Below are 16978 nucleotides of genomic sequence, written 5' to 3'. Positions count from 1 at the left end.
TCCGAACCTAGCGGGCGCCCGCGCCGGTCGCAGGTCAGCGGACGGCCACGTACCCGATCGTCGCCGCCCCGACGCCCAGCAGCACCGAGCCGGTCAGGTAACCCAGCGCCCGGCCCACCCGGCGCTCCTCGACCAGCCGCACGACGTCGTACGCGAACGTGGAGAACGTGGTGAGCGTGCCGCAGAACCCGGTGCCCACCAGCGCCACCACGGCCGGGGACAGGTCGCGGGCACCGAGGACGGCGCCGAGCACGAGACTGCCCACGACGTTCACGACCAGGATGCCGACGACGCTGCCCGCGCCCCGCCACCGCACCGCCACCCGGTCGGCGCCGAAGCGGAGCACCGCGCCGGCGACCGCGCCCAGGGCGACCCACAGCGCCGTCACGACCGGTCCTGCCCGGCCTCGAGCTCGGCGCCCACCGTCTCCCGTGCGCGCACCGCCGCCCGGCCCAGCAGCAGGCCCGCGACCACGGCGAGCAGCCCGCCCAGCACGCTCACCAGCAGGTACGCCACGGCCACCCCGGCCCGCCCGGCCTCGACCAGCTGCACGACGTCGACGGCGAAGGTGGAGAAGGTGGTGTAACCGCCGAGCACCCCGGTGGCCAGGAACGGCCGCAGCCAGGGGTGGCCCGGGTACCGGGCCAGCAGGACGGCGAGCAGCCCCCCGATCACCAGGCAGCCGGTCAGGTTGACGGTGACCGTGGCCCAGGGCCAGGTGCCCGGGGTGTGCGGCAGCCCGAGCGAGACCCCCCACCGGGACAGCGCGCCCAGCACCCCGCCGAGGGCCACGACGAGGGCAGTCCGCACGGTGCGGCAGCATGCCACCGAGGAGTCGACGAGCGAGAGGGCGGCAGCGTGGCCGGACCGTTGCAGGGCGTACGGGTCGTGGAGTTCGCGGGACTGGGCCCGGGGCCCTTCTGCGGGATGCTGCTGGCCGACCTGGGCGCCGACGTGGTGCGCATCGACCGGCGCGGCCCGGCGTCCCCCCTCGGCGGGCCGTCGCTGCTGGACCGCGGCAAGCGCTCGATCGCCCTGGACCTCAAGGACGCCGACGACCTCGCCGTCGTCCGGGCGCTGGTGGGCCGGGCCGACGTCCTGCTCGAGGGCTTCCGGCCCGGGGTGATGGAGCGCCTGGGGCTGGGCCCCGACGCAGCGCACGGGCTGAACCCGGCGCTGGTCTACGGGCGCATGACCGGCTGGGGCCAGACCGGCCCGCTGGCGCACAGCGCCGGGCACGACATCGGCTACATCGCCCTCACCGGTGCCCTGGGCGCCAGCGGCCGGCCCGACGAGCGGCCCGCGCCGCCGATCAACCTGCTCGGCGACTTCGGCGGCGGCGGGGTGTTCCTCGCCCTCGGCGTCGTGGCCGGCCTGCTGCACGCCCGCACGTCGGGCGAGGGCCAGGTCGTCGACGCCGCGATCGTCGACGGCACCGCGGTGCTCACGACGATGATCCACGGGATGCTCGACACCGGGCGCTGGACCGACGCCCGCGGGGTCAACCTGCTCGACACCGGCGCGCCGTTCTACGACGTCTACCGCTGCGCCGACGACGCCTTCCTGGCCGTGGGCGCCCTGGAACCGCAGTTCTACGCCGCCCTGCTCACCGGCCTGGGGCTGGCCGATGACCCGGCGCTGCCCGACCGCGACGACCCGGCGGCCTGGCCGGCGCTGCGTGCCCGGTTCGCCGAGGTGATCGGCAGCCGCACCCGTGCGCAGTGGTGGGAGGTCTTCGCGGGCACCGACGCCTGCGTCGCACCCGTCTGGTCGCTGCGGGAGGCGGCCACCGACGCGCACAACCGGGAGCGGGGGGTGTTCGTCGAGGTCGACGGCACGGTGCAGCCGGCCGTCGCGCCGCGGTTCTCGGCCACGCCGGGCACGGTGGGGTCGGTGCCGGCGGTCGGCCAGCACGACGCGGAGATCCGGGCCGAGCTCGGGCGGTAGTACCCGGCCGGGTGGGGGAGTGGCCCGCCACCCGGCCGGAGCCTCAGGACGGCTTGAGCGCCGAGAGCGCCTTGTCCGCGTGCTTGGCGAACTTGAACTCGCTCTTGATCACGTCGCGGACGACGCCGTCGGTGCCGATCACGACCGTGTGCCGCTTCACCGGAGCGGCCTTCCACCCGCGGTTCGTGCCGTACGCCGAGCAGACGGCGCCGTCGGCGTCGGAGAGCAGCGGGTAGTCGAAGCCGTGGGCGTCGGCGAACGCCTTCTGCTTCGCGACGGAGTCCTGGCTGATGCCCACGCGCTGCGCCCCGACCTCGGCGAACTGCGCGGCCTCGTCGCGCACCGTGCACATCTCGGTGGTGCACCCACCCGAGGAGGCCAGCGGGTAGAAGAACAGCACGACCGGGCCGCTCTGCAGCATCGTGGACAGCCGGCGGGGCACGCCGTCCTGGTCGGGCAGCTCGAACTCGGGCGCGACGTCACCGGTCTTCATGCATCTCCTTCGTCGTGGACGCCACGGATGGTTCACGTGGAGCACGGTCCCCGCCACCCCCGTGGCCGGGTGGCGGGGACCGGTCGGCTCAGCGGGCCAGCAGTGCCTCGACCGCGGCCACGACGTCGACCAGGCCGGCGCCCTTGTCGAAGGACGTCGTCCGGCCACCGACGGCCTGGTAACCCGCGCCGTCGGTGTACCGGTACGCCGTGCCCACCAGGGCCTGCTCGACCTCGGCGGGGGTGGCCGTCGGGTCGGCCTGGAACAGCTGGGCCACGATGCCGGCGACGTGCGGGGCGGCCATCGAGGTGCCGCTGATGGTGTTGAACGTGCCGAGGTCCAGCGGGCCGGGGCCGTTCTGCGGCTGCAGGCCGGTGGCGCAGATCGGCAGGTACAGCCGGCACGACGACGTGATGTCCTCACCCGGGGCCGACAGGTCCGGCCAGGTCGAGGAGTCGGCGGCCGCCCCACGGGAGGAGAACTCGCTGATCCCGCCGTCGCGGGTGCCGGTCGACTCGTCGAAGTAGGAGGCGACGGAGATGATGCCGCCGGTGGGGTCCTGACCGGGCGGGTTGGTCAGCGAGGTCGAGCCGTCACCGCCGTCGTTGCCGGCGGCCCACACGGTCACGACGCCCTCGGCGGCCAGCGCGCGCTGCAGCTTCACCGTGGCCGACTGCGGGTCGAACGCGCCGCCGCCGCTGGGGCCGTAGGAGTTGTTCGTGACCTTGATCGGCGGGCAGACGTCGGCGGCCACGCCCTCGCCGCACGGGTGCTCGTGGTTCTCCAGCACCCAGTTCAGCGCCGAGTCGGCGCCGACGATGAGCAGCACGGCACCGGTGGAGATCGAGACCAGCGAGGCACCGGGGGCCGCACCCTGCAGCTGGGTGCCGTCCGACAGCGTGGTGGGCCGCCCGGCGACGATGCCGTTGACGTGCGTGCCGTGCCCGCCCAGCGACAGGGTGTCGGTGTCGACGATCCCCGGGACGGGGACGACGCAGTCCGGCGTCGGTGCGCTCTCGACCAGGCACACGCTCTTGAGGTTCGCCACGACCGCGCTGCCGCCGTCGGTGTCGCGCAGGTAGGGGTGCAGCGGGTCGACGCCGGAGTCGATGACCGCGACCGACACCCCGCTGCCGTCCAGCGCCTGCCCGTTCGCCCCCGTGAGGGTGCTGGCGGCCTCGGCGCCGCGGGTGGCGAGGTTGGAGGTCGAGTCGGCGAACTCGATGGGCGCGTTGCCCTCGAGGTAGGTGACGCCGGGCTGGGTGCGGGCGGTCGCGACCTGGTCGGCGGTGCCGCGGGCGACCACCACGCCGATCGACTCGAACTCGGTCACCGTGCTCATGCCGGTCGCGGCGACGGCGGCCCGGGCCGCGGCGGCGTCCGTGCCGTGCACCAGCACCTCGGTGGGCACCGCGGCGGCGAGGGTGCTGAGCTGGTCGGCGAGGAAGTCCTGGACGGGGGCGAGCGAGGGGGCTGCGGGGGCTGCGGTGGCGGGGGAGCTGGTGATGAGGACACCGGCCACGAGGGCGGCACCTCCGACCAGTCCGACGGATCGACGGAACCTGTGCACGGGCGACTCCTCGGCAGGGGTGCGACGACGCTGTCGCACCTGTGTCTGGGCTGTGCCGGGTTGAACGAGACCCCGAGGAATCCGTTACCCCTGGACACGGACACCGGCGTGTCGCCGCCCGCCGGCCGGCCCGCGCGCACTGGGAGGATGGCGCCGTGAGCACGCCCCTGGTCGCCCTCGCGACCGTCGTCGCCCTGGTGGTGGCTGCGCTCGGCGGGCTGTCCACCGTGCTGCGCCGGCGCACCGGGCTGGCCCACCTCGTGGCGGCCGGTGTGCTGGAGGCCGTGCTGCTGGTGCAGCTGGCGCTGGTGCTCGTGGCCCTCGCCGGCGGCCAGCGCCCACCCGAGACGGCCACCTTCCTCGCCTACCTGATCAGCGTCGTCCTCGTGCCGGTGGCCGGGGTGCTCTGGTCGCGCACCGAACCCACCCGCTGGGCCGGCACCGTGCTCGCCGTCGCCGCGCTGGTGGTCGCCGTCATGGTGTGGCGGCTGCTGCAGCTGTGGGAGGCCACCGGTGGCTGACCGGCTCGGCGCCCCGGCCGCCGGCAGCGACGACGCCGGGAGCACCGCTCGCGGCCCCGGGCGGGTCCTGGTCGCCGTGTACGGCACGTTCGCGCTGGCCGCCGGCGCCCGCGCCGCCGTCCAGCTGGCCACCCAGTTCGACGAGGCCCCGGTCGCCTACCTGCTGTCGGCGTTCTCCGCCGTCGTCTACGTCGTCGCCACCGTGGGCCTGGCCCGCGGGGGTCGGTCGGGACGCCGCACCGCCGCCGTCGCCTGCGTCGTCGAGCTGGTCGGCGTCCTGGTGGTGGGCACCCTGTCGCTGGTCGACCGGGCCGCCTTCCCCGACGCCACCGTGTGGTCGGGGTTCGGGCAGGGCTACGGGTTCATCCCGCTGGCGCTGCCGGTGCTCGGCCTGCTGTGGCTGCGCCACCTCGCCGAGCTCGACCGCGCCGACGAGGCCCCCGACCCCGAGCCCGGGCCCCCGGCGACGTAGTCCGCGGGGGGTTCCCCCGATCGGGTCCGGGCGCCGCCGGTGCCGCGCCGGTACGATCTTGCGCGTGCCGGAGGTCCCTGTCCCACCCGGGTCCGACGTGCCCCCCGAGGCAGCGGCCCTCGTCGCGGGGTCGGCGGTCGGCCCCGAGGGCGACGCCGACCGCGCCCACCAGGCCGACGCCGTCGGTGCGGCGACCGCGGTGGTCTCGGCCACCGACTCAGCCGAGGGCGCCCGGTCCGCGCTGCCCGGCGTGCTGGTCGACGTCCCCGTCGCCGTGCTGGTCATCGACCAGAAGGCCGGCAGCGTCGTCTACGCCAACACCGCGGCCGTCGAGCTCGCCGGCAACGTGCAGCTGCCGGTGCCGATCGACCAGTGGGGCACCGCCGCCGGCCTCACCTCCCTCGCCGGCGAGCCGCTCGAGCGGACCAGCAGCCCGCTGTCGCAGGTGGCCGAGGGCTCCCCGGTCTCGGGCGAGGCCGTGCGGCTGGCCCCCAGCAGCACGCAGGACGAGATGACCCTCTGGGTCACCGGCTTCCCGCTCTCGGCCGAGCCCGTCGACGACCAGCTCGCCCTCGTCGTCTTCCTGCGGCTCGAGGGGGACCAGGGCGACTCCCCGGACCGTCGGCTGCAGACCATGCGCGACCGCGCCGTGCTGGCCACCGACATCTGCTTCACCATCAGCGACCCCCGCCGCGACGACGACCCGCTCGTGTGGGTCAACCCGGCGTTCTGCCGGGTCAGCGGCTACTCCTACGAGGAGTCGGTCGGCCGCAACTGCCGGTTCCTGCAGGGCCCGGCGACCGACCGCGGCGCGGTGCTGGCCATCCGCCGCGGCCTGGAGTCGCACGAGCCGTTCACCGAGACGCTGCTGAACTACCGCAAGGACGGCACCGTCTTCTGGAACCAGGTGTCGATCAGCCCCGTGTTCGACGGCGCGGGCGAGCTGGTCAGCTTCGTGGGCGTGCAGACCGACGTCACCGAGCGGGTGCGCACCGAGGGCGAGCGGGCCGCCGCGTTCGAGGCCGAGCAGACCGCCCGCCGCGAGGCCGAGACCGCCCGGGCGGCCGCCGAGCAGGCCCAGGCCGACGCCGAGCACGCCCGTGAGGAGGCCGAGGCGGCGCAGAACCGGCTGGCGCTCATGGCCGAGGCCACCAGCTCGCTGACCGCCACCCTCGACCGCACCGAGCTGCTCGGCCGGCTCGCCGACCTGTGCGTGCCCCTGCTGGCCGACTGGATCTTCGTGACGGTGGTCGACGCGCACGGCGAGGTGCTCGAGACCGCCGCCAAGCACCGCCGCGGCCTCACCGCCGAGCTCGAGACCATCAGCAGCCTGCACGCGGCGAACCTGACCCCCGGGTCGCCCAGCCGGCAGGCCATGGAGTCCCGGCGTCCGGTGGTCGTCGAGGAGCTCACCGACGCGCGCCTGGACTCGGTGTACGCCCGCACCCCCGCCCGCGAGGCCCACCAGCGCCTCGGGGGCCACGCGGTGGTCGCCGTCCCGATGATCGCCCGCCGGCGGGTGCTGGGCGCCATGGCCCTGGTGCTCACCGGCGAGGACCGCTCGTTCACCGACCCCGACGTCGAGCTGGTGCAGGACCTCGCCCGCCGGGCCGGTCTGGCGCTGGACAACGTTCGGCTCTACCAGGCCGAGCACCAGGTCGCCGAGACCCTGCAGCGTTCGCTGCTGCCCCAGCTGCCCGACATCCCGGGCGTCTCCTCGGCGGCGCACTACGTCAGCGCCTCCACCGCGGCCGACGTCGGCGGCGACTTCTACGACCTGCTGCAGCTGCCCGACGGCGCGATCGGCGTGGCCATCGGCGACGTCGTCGGCCACGACGTCGCCGCCGCGGCCGCCATGGGCCACCTGCGCGGGCTGCTGCGCGCCTGCATGTGGGACCCGACCGACCCCGACCCCGCCGCGGTGCTGGGCCGGGTCGACCGCCTGGTGCAGGGGCTCCACGTGGCCTCGATGGCCACCATGGCCTACGTCCGGGCGGTGCCCCCGGCCGGCGAAGGCCGGCCCTGGCAGCTGGTCGTGGCCAACGCCGGGCACCCACCGCTGGTGCTCCGCCACCCCGACGGGCACGTGCAGGTGCTCACCGAGCCCACCGGACTGCTCGTGGGTGTGGACGGCGACACCCGCCGCGAGAGCGTGCACCTCGAGGTCCCGGCCGGCACCGTGCTGGTGGGCTACACCGACGGCCTCATCGAGCACCCCGGCGCCGACCTCGACGAGGGCATCGCGGCGCTGGTCGACCGGCTGGGCGCCGCGGACGTCGGTGCCGGCCCGGTCGACCTGTGCGCGCACGCCATCGACACCGAGCTCGACCGCCGCGACGACGTCGCCCTGATCGCCGTCCGCTTCGGCTAGGGCTCTTCCCACCCCCCCCCAACACCCCCACCCCGCAGGCGTCGTACGACGCTCAGGACCCATTCGCGGCGAGAAGTGGGTCCTGAGCGTCACATGACGCCCCCGGGGTCGGGAGGTGGGACTAGGCGCCGGGGGGTGGGACCACCGCCGCCTGCAGGCCGTAGGCGCCGCGGTGGAAGACCAGGGGCGTGCGCTCGGCGGTGGCACCCAGGTCGAGCACCCGGCCGACGACGATCGTGTGGTCGCCGCCGTCGTGCTCGGCGTACAGCGCGCAGTCGATCCAGGCCACCACCCCGTCGAGCACCGGCGAGCCGTGCGCACTGGGGGTCCAGCCCACCCCGGCGAACTTGTCGGTGCCCGAGCGGGCGAACTGGGTGGAGAGGCCGTCCTGGTCGTCGGCCAGCACGTTGACGCAGAAGCGGCCGGCGGCGCGCAGCCGGGGCCAGGTGGTCGACGTGCGGGCCGGGGCGAAGGCGACCAGCGGCGGGTCCAGCGACAGCGAGCTGAACGACTGGCAGGTGAACCCGATGGGCCCGGACTCCTCGACGGCGGTCACCACGGTGATGCCCGACGCGAAGTGGCCCAGCACGTCGCGCATCACACGGGGGTCGACGATCTCGTGGGGCTCGCTCATGCCGGCTGGAACGCCCCGCGCGGCGCGTTCTTCCCACCTGCCCGGTACAGCGAGCTGGGCAGCTCGCGCCCGACGGCGTCCTCCGTCACCCTGGCCGCGGCCAGCACCGCGTCGAGGTCGATGCCGGTGGCCACCCCCGAGTCCTCGAGCCAGTACACGAGTTCCTCCGTGGCGATGTTGCCGCTGGCGCCGGGCGCGAACGGGCAGCCACCCAGACCGCCCACCGAGGCGTCGAGCTGGGTGACCCCGGCCTGGATCGCGGCGAGGGCGTTGGCCTGCCCGGTGCCACGGGTGTCGTGGAAGTGCACGCCCAGCGGCACGCCGGGGGAGACCCGGCGCACCTCGTCGAGCAGCCGCACCACCCGCAGCGGGGTCGTCGTCCCGATGGTGTCGCCCAGGCAGAGGGCGTCGGCACCGGCGGTGACCGCGGCCCGGGTGACGTCGACGGTGCGGTCGAGCGCGGTGCGGCCGTCGAAGGGGCAGTCCCAGGCGGTGGCCACGATGACCTCCAGCGAACCGCCGGCGCCGTGGGCCAGCGCGGCGATCTCGCCCACCGCGCCGACGGCCTCCGACGTCGTCCGGCCGGCGTTGGCGCGGGAGTGCGAGTCGGCGGCGCTGACCACGTACTCGAGGTCGGCGATGCCGGCGTCGACCGCCCGCTGGGCTCCGCGGGCGTTGGCGACCAGCGCGGAGAACCGCACGCCGCTGAACTGCCCGAGCTCGGCGGCGACCTGGTCGGCGTCGGCGAGGGCGGGCACCGCCTTGGGCGAGACGAACGAGGTGACCTCGATGCGCCGCACCCCGGTGGCCACCAGCGCCTCGAGCATCGCCAGCTTGCCGGCCAGCGGCACCGGCGCCTCGAGCTGCAGGCCGTCGCGCATGCCCACTTCCCGGACGTCGACGGACGGTGGCAGGACCAGGTCGAAGTCGCTGTCGAAGTCGCTCACGGTCCCGATCCTGCCCCCTCCCCGTCAGTCGCGCGGCGCCTGGCCGATGTTGAACATCCAGGGGGTGCCGAACCGGTCGGTGAGCGCCCCGTACTCGTCGCCCCACATCTGCACGGCCAGCGGCGTCTGCACGTCGGCACCCTCGGCCAGCGCCGCCCACCAGCCGCGCAGCTTCTCGGTGTCGGTGCCGCTGATGCACACGGTCATGCCGGCGGTCTTCTCGAACCCCATGCCCGGGCCGGCGTCGGAGCCCATGAGCAGGATGCCGTCGGGGGTGTCGAGTTGGCCGTGCATGACCTTGTCGGCGTCGGGGCCGTCCATGCCGAACTCCCCGAAGGTGCTCATGGTCAGCTCACCGCCCAGCACGCGCTGGTAGGTCTCCATGGCCTCGCGGGCGTCGCCGTCGAAGTTCAGGTAGGGGCACAGGTTCGCAGTCATGCCGGGAGGACGGCCCCCGGCGGGAGAACTCATCGCAGGAACGCGCCGAGAGCCCCGCCGAGCCCGCCCTCGCCGGCCTGCTGGCCCGACCCCTGACCCGAGATCGCGCTGACCGGCGGCTCCTCGGACGCCTGGACGACGACGAAGCCCTGGCCGTGGAAGGAGAGGGTGAACCGCTCGCCGGTGGTGCGCCCCATCAGCGTGCCCAGCCCGAACGAGTCGTTCATCTGCACACCGGTCTGCAGCCCCGAGGACCACGCGACGGCGGCCTGCGGGTCGGCGAAGGTGGGCTGGTTGACCGCGAGCACGACCGGCTGGCCCTTGGTGGTGATGGCGATGCGGCCGACGCCGGTGAAGACGCAGTTGAACAGGCCGGCGCTGCTGCTCATGCCGGCACCGGAGACGCGGCGGATGTCGTAGGACAGCGACGGGTCGAAGGCCAGCACGTTGGCCCCGTTGATGGTGAGGCCGTCGGAGCCGTCGAGGTCGATGATGTGCACGTCCTGCGCGGCGTCGGCGAGGAAGAGGTCGCCCTGGCCGCGCACCTTCATCAGCGGCACACCCTCGCCGGTGAGCTTCTGCTTGATGAACCCGCCGATGCCGCCGGAGCCCATCGCGTCGAAGGACAGGTTGCCCTGGTAGGCCACCATCGAGCCGGCTCGGGCGAACACCTCGCCGTTCAGCCCGACGCGGCACATCTTGCCGCCCTGCTTCTGGATCCCGGCCGCCTGCTGCTCGGCGTACTCGGGGGCGAACAACTCGCTGCGCATCGCACTCTCCTGCTCTCGGGACCCCGTGCGGCGGTCATCCTGCCGTGCCCCGGCCGGGCTGGCTACGGTCGGGCCGTGACCCCCGAGACGCCGGAGCTGGACCAGCTGCTCACCACCGCCGCGGCGGCGGCCGACCCGGCCGGGGGGTTCGGGTGGCTCGACGAGCACGGTGCCCGCACGCCGGGCAAGGTCCCCGAGACGTGGATCGGCGCCCGCATGACCCACGTGTTCGGCCTGGCCGCCGCCTGGGGCCGCCCGGGCGCCGCCGAGCTGGCCGAGCACGGCCGCCGGGCGCTCACCGGCCTGCTGCACGACGACGCGCACGGCGGCTGGTGGTCCGACGCGCACGGCACCGGCCCCAAGCAGGCCTACGTGCACGCCTTCGTCGTGCTGGCCGGGGCCACCCTCAGCCGGGTCGGGCTGCCCGGTGGCACCGATCTGCTGCACGACGCGCTGGCCGTGTGGGACGAGCACTTCTGGGACGACGACGCCGGCGCCGCGGTCGAGGAGTGGGACGCCGCGTGGACGACGTGCGCCGACTACCGCGGGGCCAACGCCAACATGCACGGCGTGGAGGCCCACCTGGCCGCCGCCGACGCCCTGGCCTCGCGGGGCGACCACGACCGGGCTGCCCGGCTGCGCCGGCGGTGCGTGCGCACCGCCGAGCGCGTCGTGGGCGAGGCGCGGGCCCGCGACTGGCGGTTGCCCGAGCACTTCGACGCCGCCTGGGTGCCGCAGCTGCAGTACAACCGCGACTCCCCGGCCGACCCGTTCCGGCCCTTCGGCGTGACCGTCGGGCACCAGTTCGAGTGGGCCCGACTGGTCGCCCAGCTCGGCACCGTCGTCGACCTGCCCGCGGAGCTCGCGACCGCCCCGGCCGAGCTGTACCGGGTCGCCGTCGAGCGGGGCGGCGCCCCCGACGGCCACCCGGGCTTCGTCTACACCCTCGACTGGGACGACCGGCCCGTCGTCGCCGCCCGCATGCACTGGGTGGTGGCCGAGGCACTGGCGGCGGCCGCCGTCCTGGGGGCGGTGACCGGCGAGCCCGGGTACGCCGCCGACCACGACCACTGGTCGAACCTGGTCGAGCTGCTGGTGCGCGACCCGCGCACGGGGAACTGGCACCACGAGCTCACCCCGGAGGGCCAGGTCGGGCACACCACGTGGACCGGTCAGCCCGACGCCTACCACGTGGCGCAGGCGCTGCTGCTGCCCCGGATCCCGATCAGCAGCAGCGTGGCCGAGTCCGTCGTCCGGGCGGTGTCCTGAGCCGTTCCACGTGGAACGGGTCAGGACACCGCGACCGCGTGGAACTCCTCCTCGGCGGTGAGCACCGCGGTGTACCAGCGGTCGAGGTCGGCGTCGGTGACCTCGGGGCCGAGCCGGTCGACGTCCTCGCGCAGGGCGTCGACCTGGGCCAGGAACGCGGGCTCGGCGTGCAGCTGGACCCAGGCCTGCAGGTCCGGCCGCCGCGGGGCGTCCACCGCCGCGGCCGCGGTGCACCACCGGGCGTACATGGTCTCCGCGGCGTACATGCCGACCACCGCGGCAGCCCGGCCACCCTCGGCGACCTGGGCCAGCACGGTGTCGTCGAGCACCCGGCCGCGGGCGAGCACGTCCCGCGCCTGCGCGCCGTCGACCGGCCAGCGGTCGCGCAGGCCCCCGAAGTAGTCGCGCTGGTCGGTGACCAGGTTGGTCAGGGACCGGGCGTGCGGCAGCAGCTCGTCCCAGGTCGGCGACTCCCAGACCACCCGGCCCAGCACCCGCGAGGCGGTGAGCACGAAGGCCTCCTCGACCAGCAGGTACCGGGCGAACGCCGCGTCGGGCAGCGTCCCGTCGGTCACCTGCTGCACGAACGGGATCGCGCAGGCGGCGTCGAGGGCCGCCGCCTGCCGTTCCAGCAGGGCCGCAGCCCGGCCTAGGCGCGCGTCAGCCAACGGACCAGTCCGTCCCACAGGTCGGCGTAGCCCGGCCACTGCTCGCAGAACTCCGGCGGTGCCCAGTGCGGCGAGCAGTCGGAGGTGAACACGCCGGCCCGGCCCGAGCCGTACTCGTCCAGCGCCACGAGCGGGTCGGGGCCGACCAGCGCGGGGACGACGGCGCCGGGCTTGGCGACCACCCGGTTGTAGCCCAGCAGCAGCGGCCACTGCTCGCCGGCGCCGCCGAGGGCGGGGTGGTCGGCGTCGGTGACCACCGGGGTGATGCCGGCGGGGGCCTCGACGCGGTCGTCCTCGGGGAGCATCTCGACCGGCAGCACCTCGGCGATCGCGGTCTGCCGGAAGGCAGCGCGGGCCTGGAAGCCGGAGAACGACAGGTAGCCGCCGACCATGAGCAACGCCCCGCCGGCCCCCACCCAGTCGCGCAGCGCGCCCAGCCGGTCGGCGCCGGGGGTGAACCGCTCGAACACCCCGGGGGCCAGCTGGATCGAGTTGGCACCGATGTCGGACAGCACCACGAGGTCGTAGGCGTCCAGCGCCGCGGCGTCGTCCGGGAAGTCGGTGGGCACCAGGTGCGCGGGCAGGTGCACGACCTCGTGCCCGCGGGAGGTGAGCGCGTCGCGCAGCGGGCCCACGCCCTCCACGTAGGAGTGCACCGAGAACTCGTCGACCCCCTTCACGTGCGTCGAGGTCGTCATCCAGCTCTCGCCGGCGATCAGGATCTTGGCCACGTCAGCGTCCTCTCGTCGCGCGCTCGAACAGCGCGCGTGGGTTGGCGGTCATCAGGTCGGTCACCACGTCGTCGGCCAGCCCGCTGCGGCGCAGCCGGTCGGCGAAGACGACGGGGACGTAGGCCAGCCCGTTGCCGCCGTGGCGGCTGAGCATGGCCTTGAGGAACAGGTCGTGGGAGAGCAGCAGCCGGTCGCCGTGCCCGGCGTGCACCAGGGCGACGACGGCGGCGGCGGTCTCGGTGGGGGAGGGCGACTGGCCCTCGCCGGGGTAGTCGAAGGGCATCCCGACCATGTCGAACTCCAGCACCGGCCCGCGGGCGGCGACCGAGAGCTGGTGGTCGCGGTCGGCACCGGAGGGGTCCATGTGGCAGAGCACGACGGCACCGGGGTCGACGCCCTCGGAGTCGACGACGACGTCGAGCACCTCGTGCGCCCGGCGCTGCCAGCCGGGCAGGTGCACGAACAGCGGGACGCCGACCTCGCGCTGGGCCCGGCAGGCCGCGCGCAGCGCCTTCTGCTCGTCGGCGGTGAACGCGGGGGAGACCCCGATCTCGCCGATCACCCCCGGCCGCAGGTCGTGCGCCGGGTCGAACTCGGCCACCAGCTCGGCGGCCAGCTCGTCGGCGGTGGACGTCGCGACCTGCGGCGGGTGGGTGGCCTGCAGGTACCAGCCCGAGCCCATCACCACCTGCACGCCGGTGCGCTCGGCCAGCGCGCGCAGCCGATCGGGGGCCCGGCCGATCCCCGGCGGGGTCAGGTCGACCACGGTGCGGCCGCCCACGCCGGCGAACCGGTGCAGGTCCTCGGCCATCGCGCCGTCGTCGTCCAGGGCGCAGTTGTCGGCGTTCTCGTACGGGTGGTCCGAGAGCAGCCACGCCAGGCCCGCGCTGACCGGGGCGTCGAGCAGCTCCCGCAGCCGGGGGTCCGGCGACGGCCGGAACGCCACCCCGTTGTCGTTGGCCAGGTGCTCGTGCGGCAGCACCAGGCCGAGGTCGGCGCTGTCGACGTCCCCGGTGACCGTGCGGACGGCGCTCACGAGCGCCGGGTCAGCCGCTGGACGAACCAGGCGAGGTCGCGCCCGCGCAGGTTGATCCACACGACCAGCACGAGGACGGTGCCGGTGATGATGGGCGTCAGGTACGGGCTGACCGAGAGCAGGGTGAGCCCGTTGGCGATGATCTGGGTGAGCAGCGCCCCGATCAGGGTGCCGACGATCGTGCCGCGCCCGCCCAGCAGGCTGGTGCCGCCGAGCACGACCGCGGCGATCACGGTGAGCTCGAAGCCCTGCGCGCTGTTGGCCGACCCCGACCCCAGGCGCGCGGCGATGAGCAGCCCGGCCAGGCCCGCGGCCAGCCCGGAGAACCCGAGCGCGGCCATCGTCACCAGCTTCACGTTCACCCCGGCCCGGCGGACCGACTCGGCGGCCGCGCCGATGCCGATGACGTACTGGCCGAACCGGGTGGCGTGCAGCAGCACCAGGCCCACGACGACGACCGCCAGCGCGATCCAGGCGGTGACCGAGAAGCCCAGCCACTTCGCCGTCCCGAGCTTCGCGACGAAGGTGGTCGAGGCGATCGGCACCGAGAAGCCCTCGGTCTGGAACAGCGCCAGGCCGCGGACGACCGACAGCGTGGCCAGCGTGACGATGAAGGCCGGGATGCCCTGGTAGGCGGTGAACCAGCCGTTGACCAGTCCCCAGCCCAGGCCCATGAGCAGCGCGGCGACCATCACCAGCGAGGAGTCCCAGCCGGCCACCAGCAGCTGGGCCGAGATCGCCGCCACGAAGGCGACGATCGAGCCGACCGACAGGTCGATCTGGCCGGCGGTGATCACGAACGTCATGGCCACACCGACGATCAGCACCGGCCCGACCTGGGTGGCGAGGTTCGACAGGTTGGCGAAGGTCAGGAAGGCGCTGTCGGCGACGGCGAAGAAGACGAACACCACCAGGGTCACCCCGGCCATGACCACGGTGGCCTTGTTGGTGCGCTCCCACAGCGAGCGCTGCCGGGCCAGCCGCTGCACGCTCGGTGCGGGGGCGGGCTCCGTCGGGGTCTGGGTGGTGCTCATGCCCGGCTCCCCTCGGTGCGGGTCGGCTGCGTGCGGGTCGGCTGCGGCGTGCGGGTGATGAGGCCGACGAGCTTCTCGATGTCGAGGTCGGCGATGGCGGCGTCGTCGACGCTCTGGCCCTCGTACATCACCGTGATGCGGTCGCAGACCCGGAAGAGGTCCTGCAGCCGGTGGGTGATGAGGATGACGCCGACCCCCTGGGCGGCGACCTCGCCGATGAGCCGGAGCACCGACTCGACCTCGGCCACGGCCAGCGCGGCGGTGGGTTCGTCGAGGATCAGGACGTCGGGGGCGAAGGACACCGCGCGGGCGATGGCCACGGTCTGGCGCTGACCGCCGGACAGCGTGCCGATCTCCTGATGCGTGCTGGTGACCTTGACGTGCAGATCGGCCAGGATCCGGGCGGCCTGCTCGTGCATCGCCTTCCGGTCGATGAACGGGCCGCGCTTGGGCTCGCGGCCCAGGAACAGGTTGCTGGCGACGTCGAGCGTGTCGCACAGGGCGAGGTCCTGGTAGACGATGCCGATCTTCTCGGCCTGGGCGTCGGCGGGGGTGCTGAAGCGCACCGGCTTGCCGTGCACCCGGATCTCGCCGTCGTCGTGCTGGACGGCGCCCGCGAGCACCTTCATCAGCGTCGACTTGCCCGCGCCGTTGTCCCCGACCAGGCCGAGGACCTCCCCGCGGCGCAGGGTCAGGTCGACCCCGCGCAGCGACTTCACGGGCCCGTAGGACTTGGTGATCCCGGCCAGCTCGACCAGCAGGTCACCGCGCTGGTCCACGGGGAGGTCCTCCGCCATGTCTCAGTCCCCCAGGTAGAAGGTGTAGTCGTCCACGTTGTCGGGCGTGACGATCTCGGTGGGCACGGGCTGGTCCTTCTCGACCGGGTTGCCGCAGGCGAGGTCGATCGCCGAGGCCATGGCCCGGTAGCCGAACTCGAAGGTCTGCTGCTGCACGACACCGGTGATCCAGCCCTCGCGCAGCCCCTCGACGGCGGGGTCGGAGAGGTCCCAGCCGACGACGTCGACCCGGTCCTGGGCGCCCTGGCCGCGGACGGCGGCGGCCAGGCCGATCAGGGCCGGCTCGCCGGTGGCGTAGACGTACTCGAGGTCGGGGTTGCCGGTCAGCAGGTTCTCCGCGGCCGACTGGGCGGTCTCCTGCACGTTCTTGCCGTCGACGACGGTGCCCACGGTCATCCCGCCGGCGGTGACGGCGTCGGTGAAGCCCTGCTGCCGCTCGAGCTGGATGGTCGAGTTGAGCGCGCCGACGATGCCGACCTCGCCCTGGCCGCCGGACTGCTCCAGCAGGTCCTGGGCGATCTGCTCGCCGCCCTCGGCGTTGGCGGTGCCCACCTGCGCCGAGACCGCCGGGCTGTCGACGATGGCGTCGACGGCGACCACGGGGATGCCGGCTGCGGCGGCGGCCTCGACGGAGGGCTTGATGCCCTCGGTGTCGATGGCGTCGACGATGATCGCGTCGACCCCGCCGGCGACCAGGGTGTCGATGGCGTTGGCCTGGGTGACCGAGTCGTCGTTGCCGCTGATGATCTGCAGGTCGACGCCGTTGTCGTCGGCCATCTTCTGCGCGGCGGCGTTGATCTGGTTGAAGAACAGCGCCTGCAGGTTGATCGTCACCAGCCCGATCTCGAAGGGGCCGTCGGCGGGCTGGTCGCACCCGGTGGGCTGCACGCTCGAGGCGGGCAGCGAGGCCGGCGCCTCGCTGCTGCCGCCCGAACCGGCGGCCGGGGCGCTGCTGCTGTCGCAGGCGGAGAGGGCCAGCAGGCAGGCGCCTGCGGCGAGGGCGAGCGGTCGCTTCACGGTGTTCTCCTCGGGGCGGTGCGGGCGGGGGAGGTGCGGGGCGGTGCGGGCGGGGAGGTGCAGGGGGGAGCGGTCAGGCGGTGGCGAGCTGGTGGAGGGCCTCGGTGACCCGGGCCGGGGACGGCGCGGCGCGGGCGCCCTCCTGGGTGCACGAGAGGCTGGCCGCGACGCCGGCCCGGGTGGCGGCCTCGACCGGGCCCAGGCCGGCGGCGAGCCCGGCCAGGTGGGTGCCGACGAAGCAGTCGCCGGCGCCGGTGTCGTCG

The 16978-nt window shown here is 74.5% G+C and carries 20 protein-coding genes; 5 read left to right on the top strand and 15 right to left on the bottom strand.

The window, feature by feature from the left end:
• Positions 1 to 34 precede the first annotated feature (34 nt).
• Together BLP29_RS05300 and crcB are read right to left on the bottom strand one after the other, a co-directional pair.
• Positions 35 to 388: a fluoride efflux transporter FluC gene (locus BLP29_RS05300; RefSeq protein ID WP_092800951.1), complete on the bottom strand. Its 354-nt coding sequence runs from the start codon at positions 386 to 388 to the stop codon at positions 35 to 37.
• On the bottom strand, positions 385 to 810 hold the full coding sequence (gene crcB, locus BLP29_RS05295; RefSeq protein ID WP_092800948.1) for a fluoride efflux transporter CrcB: 426 nt from the start codon (positions 808 to 810) through the stop codon (positions 385 to 387). The genes BLP29_RS05300 and crcB overlap by 4 nt, the downstream gene beginning before the upstream one ends.
• Before the next feature lie 48 nt (positions 811 to 858).
• On the opposite strand from crcB, the gene BLP29_RS05290 reads away from it, so the two are divergent.
• Complete coding sequence (locus BLP29_RS05290; protein ID WP_092800945.1) at positions 859 to 1947, top strand: CaiB/BaiF CoA transferase family protein; 1089 nt, start codon at positions 859 to 861, stop codon at positions 1945 to 1947.
• 43 nt (positions 1948 to 1990) lie between these two features.
• On the opposite strand, the gene BLP29_RS05285 is transcribed toward BLP29_RS05290, so the two are convergent.
• Complete coding sequence (locus tag BLP29_RS05285; RefSeq protein ID WP_092800942.1) at positions 1991 to 2440, bottom strand: peroxiredoxin; 450 nt, start codon at positions 2438 to 2440, stop codon at positions 1991 to 1993.
• An 88-nt stretch (positions 2441 to 2528) separates the two neighbouring features.
• Positions 2529 to 3962: a S8 family serine peptidase gene (locus tag BLP29_RS05280; RefSeq protein WP_243469714.1), complete on the bottom strand. Its 1434-nt coding sequence runs from the start codon at positions 3960 to 3962 to the stop codon at positions 2529 to 2531.
• A gap of 203 nt (positions 3963 to 4165) precedes the next feature.
• Here BLP29_RS05280 and BLP29_RS05275 point away from each other — a divergent pair, with 203 nt between their 5' ends.
• From BLP29_RS05275 to BLP29_RS05265, 3 genes are all read left to right on the top strand, one after another.
• Entirely contained in the window at positions 4166 to 4531 is a 366-nt protein-coding gene (locus tag BLP29_RS05275; protein WP_092800939.1) for a hypothetical protein, read from the top strand.
• Complete coding sequence (locus BLP29_RS05270; protein ID WP_092800936.1) at positions 4524 to 5003, top strand: hypothetical protein; 480 nt, start codon at positions 4524 to 4526, stop codon at positions 5001 to 5003. The genes BLP29_RS05275 and BLP29_RS05270 overlap by 8 nt, the downstream gene beginning before the upstream one ends.
• A gap of 64 nt (positions 5004 to 5067) precedes the next feature.
• A complete protein-coding gene (locus BLP29_RS05265) occupies positions 5068 to 7374 on the top strand; it encodes a SpoIIE family protein phosphatase (RefSeq protein WP_243469713.1) in 2307 nt (768 codons plus the stop codon).
• Between the two features lie 121 nt (positions 7375 to 7495).
• On the opposite strand, the gene BLP29_RS05260 is transcribed toward BLP29_RS05265, so the two are convergent.
• From BLP29_RS05260 to BLP29_RS05245, 4 genes are read right to left on the bottom strand one after another with little or no spacing between them, the layout of a single operon-like run.
• Positions 7496 to 8008, bottom strand: a complete 513-nt coding sequence (locus BLP29_RS05260; protein ID WP_092800930.1) for a flavin reductase family protein — start codon at positions 8006 to 8008, stop codon at positions 7496 to 7498.
• Positions 8005 to 8955 (bottom strand): hydroxymethylglutaryl-CoA lyase, encoded by a 951-nt coding sequence (locus tag BLP29_RS05255; RefSeq protein WP_243469712.1) that lies wholly within the window; start codon positions 8953 to 8955, stop codon positions 8005 to 8007. Before BLP29_RS05255 ends, BLP29_RS05260 begins: the two co-directional genes overlap by 4 nt.
• Positions 8956 to 8979: 24 nt before the next feature.
• Entirely contained in the window at positions 8980 to 9393 is a 414-nt protein-coding gene (locus BLP29_RS05250) for a VOC family protein (protein WP_092800927.1), read from the bottom strand.
• Positions 9394 to 9422: 29 nt separating this feature from the next.
• On the bottom strand, positions 9423 to 10163 hold the full coding sequence (locus BLP29_RS05245) for an AIM24 family protein (protein ID WP_092800924.1): 741 nt from the start codon (positions 10161 to 10163) through the stop codon (positions 9423 to 9425).
• A 75-nt stretch (positions 10164 to 10238) separates the two neighbouring features.
• Between BLP29_RS05245 and BLP29_RS05240 the strand changes: the two genes are divergently transcribed.
• Positions 10239 to 11432 (top strand): AGE family epimerase/isomerase, encoded by a 1194-nt coding sequence (locus tag BLP29_RS05240; RefSeq protein ID WP_092800921.1) that lies wholly within the window; start codon positions 10239 to 10241, stop codon positions 11430 to 11432.
• A gap of 20 nt (positions 11433 to 11452) precedes the next feature.
• Here BLP29_RS05240 and BLP29_RS05235 read toward each other — a convergent pair whose 3' ends face one another.
• The 7 genes from BLP29_RS05235 to BLP29_RS05205 all read right to left on the bottom strand — a co-directional run.
• Positions 11453 to 12100, bottom strand: coding sequence for a TenA family protein (locus tag BLP29_RS05235; protein WP_092802849.1), 648 nt, complete (start codon positions 12098 to 12100; stop codon positions 11453 to 11455).
• Positions 12082 to 12831 (bottom strand): glutamine amidotransferase, encoded by a 750-nt coding sequence (locus BLP29_RS05230; RefSeq protein ID WP_092800918.1) that lies wholly within the window; start codon positions 12829 to 12831, stop codon positions 12082 to 12084. The genes BLP29_RS05235 and BLP29_RS05230 overlap by 19 nt, the downstream gene beginning before the upstream one ends.
• A 1-nt stretch (position 12832) precedes the next feature.
• On the bottom strand, positions 12833 to 13867 hold the full coding sequence (locus tag BLP29_RS05225) for a phosphotriesterase family protein (RefSeq protein WP_092800915.1): 1035 nt from the start codon (positions 13865 to 13867) through the stop codon (positions 12833 to 12835).
• The gene (locus tag BLP29_RS05220; protein ID WP_092800912.1) at positions 13864 to 14901 is read right to left on the bottom strand and encodes an ABC transporter permease; all 1038 of its coding nucleotides are present in this window, start codon (positions 14899 to 14901) and stop codon (positions 13864 to 13866) included. Before BLP29_RS05220 ends, BLP29_RS05225 begins: the two co-directional genes overlap by 4 nt.
• Positions 14898 to 15698, bottom strand: a complete 801-nt coding sequence (locus BLP29_RS05215) for an ATP-binding cassette domain-containing protein (protein ID WP_092800909.1) — start codon at positions 15696 to 15698, stop codon at positions 14898 to 14900. Before BLP29_RS05215 ends, BLP29_RS05220 begins: the two co-directional genes overlap by 4 nt.
• Positions 15699 to 15701: 3 nt before the next feature.
• On the bottom strand, positions 15702 to 16715 hold the full coding sequence (locus BLP29_RS05210; RefSeq protein ID WP_092800906.1) for a substrate-binding domain-containing protein: 1014 nt from the start codon (positions 16713 to 16715) through the stop codon (positions 15702 to 15704).
• A 73-nt stretch (positions 16716 to 16788) separates the two neighbouring features.
• The coding region (locus BLP29_RS05205; RefSeq protein WP_243469711.1) for a PfkB family carbohydrate kinase at positions 16789 to 16978 on the bottom strand (190 nt) is incomplete at its 5' end.

Origin of the sequence: Klenkia marina, from assembly GCF_900101025.1 — a bacterium.
GTDB lineage: Bacteria > Actinomycetota > Actinomycetes > Mycobacteriales > Geodermatophilaceae > Klenkia > Klenkia marina.
Note: the sequence above shows the minus strand (reverse complement) of the source record. Positions and strands in the feature narration are given on the sequence as shown.

Excerpts from the sequence above, each read along its gene's own strand:
- BLP29_RS05285 (WP_092800942.1), bottom strand. The coding sequence starts at position 2,440 with ATGAAGACCGGTGACGTCGCGCCCGAGTTCGAGCTGCCCGACCAGGAC.
- BLP29_RS05260 (WP_092800930.1), bottom strand. The coding sequence starts at position 8,008 with ATGAGCGAGCCCCACGAGATCGTCGACCCCCGTGTGATGCGCGACGTG.
- BLP29_RS05250 (WP_092800927.1), bottom strand. The coding sequence starts at position 9,393 with ATGACTGCGAACCTGTGCCCCTACCTGAACTTCGACGGCGACGCCCGC.
- BLP29_RS05245 (WP_092800924.1), bottom strand. The coding sequence starts at position 10,163 with ATGCGCAGCGAGTTGTTCGCCCCCGAGTACGCCGAGCAGCAGGCGGCC.
- BLP29_RS05220 (WP_092800912.1), bottom strand. The coding sequence starts at position 14,901 with ATGAGCACCACCCAGACCCCGACGGAGCCCGCCCCCGCACCGAGCGTG.
- BLP29_RS05215 (WP_092800909.1), bottom strand. The coding sequence starts at position 15,698 with ATGGCGGAGGACCTCCCCGTGGACCAGCGCGGTGACCTGCTGGTCGAG.